The organism is Paenibacillus sp. LHD-38 (assembly GCF_031157315.1).
Taxonomy (GTDB): domain Bacteria; phylum Bacillota; class Bacilli; order Paenibacillales; family Paenibacillaceae; genus Pristimantibacillus.
In genome coordinates this window covers 1-6,362 of record NZ_JAVIFU010000104.1, presented here as the reverse complement: position 1 = coordinate 6,362, position 6,362 = coordinate 1, and the positions used below count along the sequence as shown (strand labels likewise).

Annotated in this window: 8 protein-coding genes and 1 pseudogene; 6 read left to right on the top strand and 3 right to left on the bottom strand. The window is 46.1% G+C overall.

Going from position 1 to position 6,362, the window contains the following annotated elements; translation table 11 throughout:
- Positions 1 to 262: 262 nt before the first annotated feature.
- The 4 genes from RCO25_RS34180 (at position 263) to RCO25_RS34165 (ending at position 3,095) form a co-directional block, all read left to right on the top strand.
- A complete protein-coding gene (locus tag RCO25_RS34180; protein ID WP_309000502.1) occupies positions 263 to 1,114 on the top strand; it encodes a carboxylate--amine ligase in 852 nt (283 codons plus the stop codon).
- A 320-nt stretch (positions 1,115 to 1,434) separates the two neighbouring features.
- Positions 1,435 to 2,199 (top strand): sugar phosphate isomerase/epimerase family protein, encoded by a 765-nt coding sequence (locus RCO25_RS34175; RefSeq protein ID WP_309000501.1) that lies wholly within the window; start codon positions 1,435 to 1,437, stop codon positions 2,197 to 2,199.
- Between the two features lie 20 nt (positions 2,200 to 2,219).
- On the top strand, positions 2,220 to 2,363 hold the full coding sequence (locus tag RCO25_RS34170) for a hypothetical protein (RefSeq protein WP_309000500.1): 144 nt from the start codon (positions 2,220 to 2,222) through the stop codon (positions 2,361 to 2,363).
- A gap of 252 nt (positions 2,364 to 2,615) precedes the next feature.
- Positions 2,616 to 3,095, top strand: a complete 480-nt coding sequence (locus RCO25_RS34165) for a hypothetical protein (protein WP_309000499.1) — start codon at positions 2,616 to 2,618, stop codon at positions 3,093 to 3,095.
- Between the two features lie 128 nt (positions 3,096 to 3,223).
- Here the strand turns inward: RCO25_RS34165 and RCO25_RS34160 are convergent, their stop codons facing one another.
- Both RCO25_RS34160 and RCO25_RS34155 read right to left on the bottom strand, forming a co-directional pair.
- Positions 3,224 to 3,676, bottom strand: coding sequence for a hypothetical protein (locus RCO25_RS34160; protein WP_309000498.1), 453 nt, complete (start codon positions 3,674 to 3,676; stop codon positions 3,224 to 3,226).
- A 225-nt stretch (positions 3,677 to 3,901) separates the two neighbouring features.
- Complete coding sequence (locus tag RCO25_RS34155) at positions 3,902 to 4,495, bottom strand: TetR/AcrR family transcriptional regulator (protein WP_309000497.1); 594 nt, start codon at positions 4,493 to 4,495, stop codon at positions 3,902 to 3,904.
- Between the two features lie 181 nt (positions 4,496 to 4,676).
- Here RCO25_RS34155 and RCO25_RS34150 point away from each other — a divergent pair, with 181 nt between their 5' ends.
- Complete coding sequence (locus RCO25_RS34150) at positions 4,677 to 5,435, top strand: MBL fold metallo-hydrolase (RefSeq protein ID WP_309000496.1); 759 nt, start codon at positions 4,677 to 4,679, stop codon at positions 5,433 to 5,435.
- A gap of 80 nt (positions 5,436 to 5,515) precedes the next feature.
- On the opposite strand, the pseudogene RCO25_RS34145 reads toward RCO25_RS34150, so the two are convergent.
- Positions 5,516 to 5,653 (bottom strand): annotated as a pseudogene (locus tag RCO25_RS34145) (thioredoxin reductase); the annotation flags it as partial.
- A 203-nt stretch (positions 5,654 to 5,856) separates the two neighbouring features.
- Between RCO25_RS34145 and RCO25_RS34140 the strand changes: the two are divergent.
- Positions 5,857 to 6,087: a hypothetical protein gene (locus RCO25_RS34140; protein WP_309000495.1), complete on the top strand. Its 231-nt coding sequence runs from the start codon at positions 5,857 to 5,859 to the stop codon at positions 6,085 to 6,087.
- The last annotated feature ends 275 nt before the right edge of the window (positions 6,088 to 6,362 follow it).

The window sequence follows — 6,362 nt, the reverse complement described above, 5'->3', positions numbered from 1 at the left end:
ACTCTCACTTTACCAAACGAAGCGGTGTTTTTCTATTTTTCAATATCTGTATTGAACTCACCGTATATTTAGTCACATCATGCTGTTAAGCCGGTTTTCGCTCTGCGAAAGTTGAGTTATTGAGTATTTAAAGCAGCAGGATGAGAAGCCTGTTTTGTTCCCGACTGTAGATCCCTATGTAGAATTCATAGATGCCCACCTAGACGAGCTTAGTCCATACTATCTCATCAATATGACTAATCAGGGGCTTTGGAGCAGCATTATGGACAAGGAATTTCTTCATGACTTGGCATCTAAGCATGAAGTGTTGGTTCCGGAGTCTCTAAGGCCAACGGATGATGGGTTTGAAGACAAGGTTCTCTCCCAAATCGGATTTCCATGTATCGTAAAACCAACAGACTCTCCCGCATTTGTTGCCAAATTCAGATTGAAGATTTTCAAATGCAGCAATATGGATGAACTAAGAGCCGCGTTAGAGAAAGCTGCTCAGGCGAGTCTTCAAGTCATCGTTCAGCGCATTATTCCAGGCTTCGATGACCATGTCTATACGTTTGACGCCTATTTGGATCAACACTCCAAAGTTACTCATTGGGTAAGCTGTCAAAAGCTTCGGCAATTTCCAATTAATTTCGGAGCCTCCGCATTCACAAGGCAAAAGCACGAAGAGGAGCTTTATCGCATAGGCGCTCCCTTTTTAGAATCTATTGGTTATAAAGGCTTTGCCGAAATTGAATTTAAGAAGGATGCTGTCACCGGAAAGTTTTATTTGATTGAAATAAATACGCGTACGACAACATTAGATCCTCTTCTCAGAAAATGCGGAGTAAATTTCCCGCTGCTCGCATATCGCGAGCTTACAGGAGAAGCTATCGGGCGTCATTCCGTTACCCATGATACCGGTTATGTTTTTTGCTTTTTGTTCGAGGATATTCTTTCATCGAGAGATTATATACGGGCCAAGCAGCTGAGCCGCACCCAAATCTTCAAGTCTCATTTTGTAAAAAAAGCACCTGCAATATGGAGTATGGATGATCCGCTTCCGGCCTTTCATTTCTTGTATATGGTCCTAAAAAAAATTAACAGGAAGCTGCTGAGAAAAAGGCAAATCGGTTAGAACTTACCAACCAAAGAGGGGACTGCCAAATGCAGTCCCCTCCCATTTTTGCTGCATAACCTTTTAACTGTTTAAAAGCTCTGCTTTCTTGCGGTCAAACTCATCTTGCGTTATTGCCCATTTTCCTCTATGGAATTCGATATAATTACCCTAATTCCTACTTCTATTGGGTATATATTCTTAATGCACCGATTATCCATAACTCCTCCATAACCGAGCACATTACATTCTACTGAATAGAAACTTTGGCTGGCTCATAGAAATGTATATAGTGAGGTCTTTACGCCAAGAGGGAGATGCTGTCATGAGAATGATGCGCATTGGTACGCATTGGTACGATACGATCTGCTATCCTGCCGGGCTGCAGCTCTACACGGTTCGGGCCGAGCTGGAGCAAAATGCTGGAGCAAAACGTAGCCTCTATGGGTTATCAAGTAGTCGAGGTTACGAATTTATTCGGTCATACTGCAGTCGAATTCAGGCAGTTATTAAACCAAAATGGTCTCAGAGCCATTACGAATACGGTTTTGATTAATCAGCTTCGAAATGAGCTCGATCGCACGATTGCGGATAGTCTCGCATTGGGCGCTTGCTATGTCGCACTCGCCATCATTTCCGAAGAAACGTTGACGAGCTTGGATTCACTGACGGCTTTTGCCGCTGAAATGAACGAGCTCGGACGCAAGCTATGCTCCTATGGGCTGCAGCTTCTGTATCATCATCATAGTTTTGAGCTCGTAACGGTTAACGGCGAGCTGCTGCTCGAAAGATTATTCAGGCTGCTCGATCCTCGCTTCGTGCAAGCGGAGCTGGACTTGGGCCGGGCTGCGAATAGCGGCGTCGATCCTGCAAGGCTTCTGCGGCTATTCGCCGAACGCGCACCGCTTGTACATGTAAAGGATGTAGACGCGATGGGCAACTTCACTGAAGTAGGACGCGGCGTTGTTCCGTATACGCGTTTGTTTCCCCTCATGAGGGAGACTGGCGTTAAATTTGCTTTCGTAGAACAGGATACGAGTGACGCACCCCTTGCCAGCGCTAGAATGAGTCTCGAATATTTAAAGGGTTTAGGATTTATGTATTAAATTGCAAAGGAGCCAGTCAGATGCAAATGAATTGGACTGCACAGCAACAGAGGCGGCTTGAGCAGCCCGGTCCTTTCATATCCGCATGCCCGCCTGATCCGATCAAGCCGATGAATGCCTGGCTCCCGCTCGTTCCTCTTGAAGAGATGGAGAGTACATTATGATGCCCTTATTATTGGCAGCGGCGCGGGCGGAGGCGCACAATTATGGAGGCTCTCCCAGAACTGGAGAGGACAAAATCACCGGATCGGCATGATCGAAGCCGGGGATCTGCTGGTCCCCTCGCATATTCGCAACTTACCTACGATTACGCCTGCCAATGAATATAATTTTATCCTTAGTCCTGCCATAGCGAGGCCAGTTAACGGGATGCCCGGCTCTATTCAAGTATTCGCACTAGGCGGACGATCGATCCTATGGGGATTGCGGCTGTTCGCATGTCTCCGCTCGATATTGCATCGTGGCCTGTCAGTCAGAATGATATGGACATCTATTACGGAATAGCTGAACAACATATGCATGTGACAAGTTCGTTTACGGAGGGCTCCCCTCTGAACGAGAATATAATCAGCCGCCTGCAAAAAGGAGGCTTTCCCGATACGGTTCCGTTGCCCATGGCAGTGGACTTGACGCAAACCCGCTATGGACAAATCCGCTCTAACGGCAACTACAGCTCGCTTAATGCAATATCAGCTGCGCAGAACAGCGGTACGCCGGTCGATATCGCCATAAACGCTCAAGCCGTTCGGCTGCTATGGTCAGAAGGGCATGTGAAGGGTGTCCTCGTCGCAGGCCCGGACGGCAAGCAGCGGCTGCTAATGCGCCAATCCTACCCTTTCCAACATTGCTCTCTCCATACGTACGGCCGATTATATTACATCCAAACAGTCAGGTGAATGATGATAGACCTCTTGTTCGCCGAGAGTACTGGATTTGGATTTGAGCTTGACTCACAGGACAAAAAAAAGACAGAGCACTTCGAGGCAATACCCCACAATGCTCTGTATTTATTACAAATAAACGGCTATGCAGTTCTAATAAGATAACCAACATTACGCTTTCTGCATTTGGACTTTTTTTTCTTTTTTTCGTAAAAGCCAACATCCACTGAAGTTATCGAAGAAATTTTAACGTAGCTTACGACACCCTTCACATTGATAACGACACAGCCGTCGACTATGCCTAAGAACACGCCGGTACGGCTTGTTCCATCAAAATGAATGCGAATATTAGCAGTGCCAACTCCGATTTTTGTGAGAATGCAATGGACATGATCGTTTTTACCGCAGGATTGTTCCTTTGAGCCGCTGCTCTTATGACAGCATTTGTTACCACTGCTCTTATGGCAGCATTTGTTGCCGCTGCTTCCATGACTTTTGTTACCGCCGCTTTCGTGGCTTCCTTTGCTGCGGCAATCTGAGTGTTTGCTTCCCCGGCTCTTGTTACCCGAGCTTTTGCTGTCTTTTTTGCTTCCCATTCCTACCATCTCCCTTATATTAAGAATTGATTCTATTCTATGAGGATTGATAGATTTCCGTGTGTGTCTATTTACTAGAATTATAAATTAATATATTCGGTGGTACATTGAAAGGTCGGAAACTTTATAGCTGCAGCCCCCAGAAACCCACGCACGCAAATAAAAAGCGCTTCGCAACATGCAAAGCGCCTTTGAATCTACTTATCTGCAAATCACCATCAACTGCTAAGTAGCTAGATTCCCCTTTATATAAGCTCTCACTTGATCGGTACAATGCCGAATGTGAATGTTGTCATCGAATAATTTGCTTAGCATAAGCCCGCCCTCGACTAAAGCAATTATTACGCTGCATGCGGCTTTCACATCCACATCACTGCGGAATTCTTGCAGCTCGATGCCCTCCCTAATCATTTTTCCCAAAGCCGTCATTAGCTCCGTCATGGCATGCTGCGCCCTTTGCTTTAACAGCGGATGGCCATCGTCATTCTCTACTGCCGTATTAAGAATAGGGCAACCGCCCTCGCATACATCCTGCTCGATCAGCGTTACATACACATCGCATATGGCCAATAATTTATCCGCTCTGGTAGACCATGCTGCCATTGCTTCGGCCAGCAGATTCCTTAATTGCGCAAACGAATAATCAAATGCCGCCAGTGCGATTTCATCCTTATTTTCAAAATGATTATAGATCCCGCCTTTACGGACCTGACAACGTTCAATAATATCGGACAGCGTAGTGCCTGCATACCCTTTTGTATTAAATAAACCAGCGGACTGCCTGATAATGTGTTCTTTCGTATCTTGCCCTTTCCCCATATCCAGCCCTCATTTCAAAAAGTACCAATTGGTCTTAAATTAGCATACTCTCTTCTCGAGTTCAACCCATACGGTAAAGATGCATTTTCTAATTATGGAAAAATACTCTTGCTGCGCTTTCAAAAATATGTTAATTTAATACAGACCGGTCGGTATTAAATTAACATGGGGGTTGTTCATTATGTCTATTTCGATTCAGCATATTCGCAATGCTACATCGGTCTTAACCTTGAACGGTAAAAAAATACTTGTCGATCCGATGTTGAGTGATGCAGGCGAGCTTCCGCCGGTTCCTTTCACGCGGTCCCTTCGCAGAAATCCATTAACGCCTCTTCCCGTTCCTTTGCATTTCTTTGAAGACATGGACGCGATACTTTTAACTCATCGCCATTTTGATCATTTGGACAAAAGGGCTATCTCTATTCTGAACAAAAGTATACCGGTGTTTTGCCAACCGGAGGATCAAACTTTCTTGCAAACCTCGGGCTTCTGCAACGTACATGTGATTCATGATTCACTTGCGTGGTGCGGCATTCAAATGAAACGCATAAAAGGGCAGCATGCCAAGGGCGTTGCCGCCAAGCTGCTCGGACCGGTATCCGGATTCCTTATCCGCACACCTGTAGACGGTTCCATTTATTTGGTCGGGGACTGCATTTACACTCCAGCTATAGAAGAGGTGTTCCATACCCATCAACCGGATATTGCAATCTTGAATACGCCGCGCGCACAGATGCTGTTAGGGACAATTATTACGATGACCGCGGAGGATATCGTTCGCATTGCGCAGTTGTCGACAACCACGAAAATTATTGCCGTTCATATGGATGCAATCAGCCATTGCACATTTAAACGTCAGCATCTTCGGGCATTTTTGAAGGAACGCAACCTTGAGCATGCCGCTATCGTTCCTGACGATGGAGAGATTATTTCCTTCTAGCTCATCTATCCCGCTGAAAACCAAACCAATAAAGGAATAGGCCGGGATGCCGCCTTGAGAACGGACCCAGCCTATTCAACCTAATCCTCCACAACACCAAGCGCTTTGTTCTTCTCTTTAAAACGCGCATTATGCGAGGATACGTACGCCACTCTTGGCGCTTCAGGATCCATATAGAGCTTTGCGCTGTTAACGGCTAGCGCCGCATCCGTAAATGCTGGTTCATCCGAAGCGTCGTTACATATTCTTTAATGCTGGCGCCAATCCGTTTCCGAAACAGCTGGTTGAAATATCTTTTGCCAATGCCCTTCTCGCGAATCAGCTTATCGATATCGATTTTCCAGCATCACTCGTAATAGACCTACTTAAATGAGAATCATTTTCATCAACCCTATTGTATATGCAAAAAAGCGGACCTACAATGGACCGCTTGAATAATTACGATTGCAAGCCTTCTGACTCGAATCTCCGGCTGCTTCTCCATAGAGATCGGGTCTCCTGCCGCCATATCGTCGATATTAAGCTCAATGATCCGATTATTCTTATAAGCCGGACGACTTTGCCAAATGGCACTCTCCTTGATTTCTTTGGCCTTGAACAACCGGATCGAAAAACGCTGCAAACCACAAGCCTAGTAGGCGCTTTTTCGTAAGAAGTGTTATTTCCACGGGCTGTCCAGCCTACTGTGTCTTTTTTCGTATCTGCTTGTCTCGGTTCTCTCCCCACTCTTTGGCCTGAGACGTTGCAATCACAATGGCCCTGCCTTCTTCGTGACGACTCCCCATGCCTAAAGGCAGGGGCTTCTCAAATCATCGGGATTCGTAACCTCACCCCTCCTTGAAGGCTCCGTCCGAGCCTAATGCTTTTCATGGTTACGATACTAAAGCGCGTTGCAAAATGTTTCGTGCCGCGTTCACATCGCGGTCA

Coding starts and splice junctions, on each gene's coding strand:
- RCO25_RS34155 (WP_309000497.1), bottom strand. CDS start 4,495: ATGGGGAAAGGGCAAGATACGAAAGAACACATTATCAGGCAGTCCGCT.
- RCO25_RS34140 (WP_309000495.1), top strand. CDS start 5,857: ATGGACCGCTTGAATAATTACGATTGCAAGCCTTCTGACTCGAATCTC.
- RCO25_RS34180 (WP_309000502.1), top strand. CDS start 263: ATGGACAAGGAATTTCTTCATGACTTGGCATCTAAGCATGAAGTGTTG.
- RCO25_RS34160 (WP_309000498.1), bottom strand. CDS start 3,676: ATGGGAAGCAAAAAAGACAGCAAAAGCTCGGGTAACAAGAGCCGGGGA.
- RCO25_RS34150 (WP_309000496.1), top strand. CDS start 4,677: ATGTCTATTTCGATTCAGCATATTCGCAATGCTACATCGGTCTTAACC.
- RCO25_RS34170 (WP_309000500.1), top strand. CDS start 2,220: ATGCAAATGAATTGGACTGCACAGCAACAGAGGCGGCTTGAGCAGCCC.
- RCO25_RS34165 (WP_309000499.1), top strand. CDS start 2,616: ATGGGGATTGCGGCTGTTCGCATGTCTCCGCTCGATATTGCATCGTGG.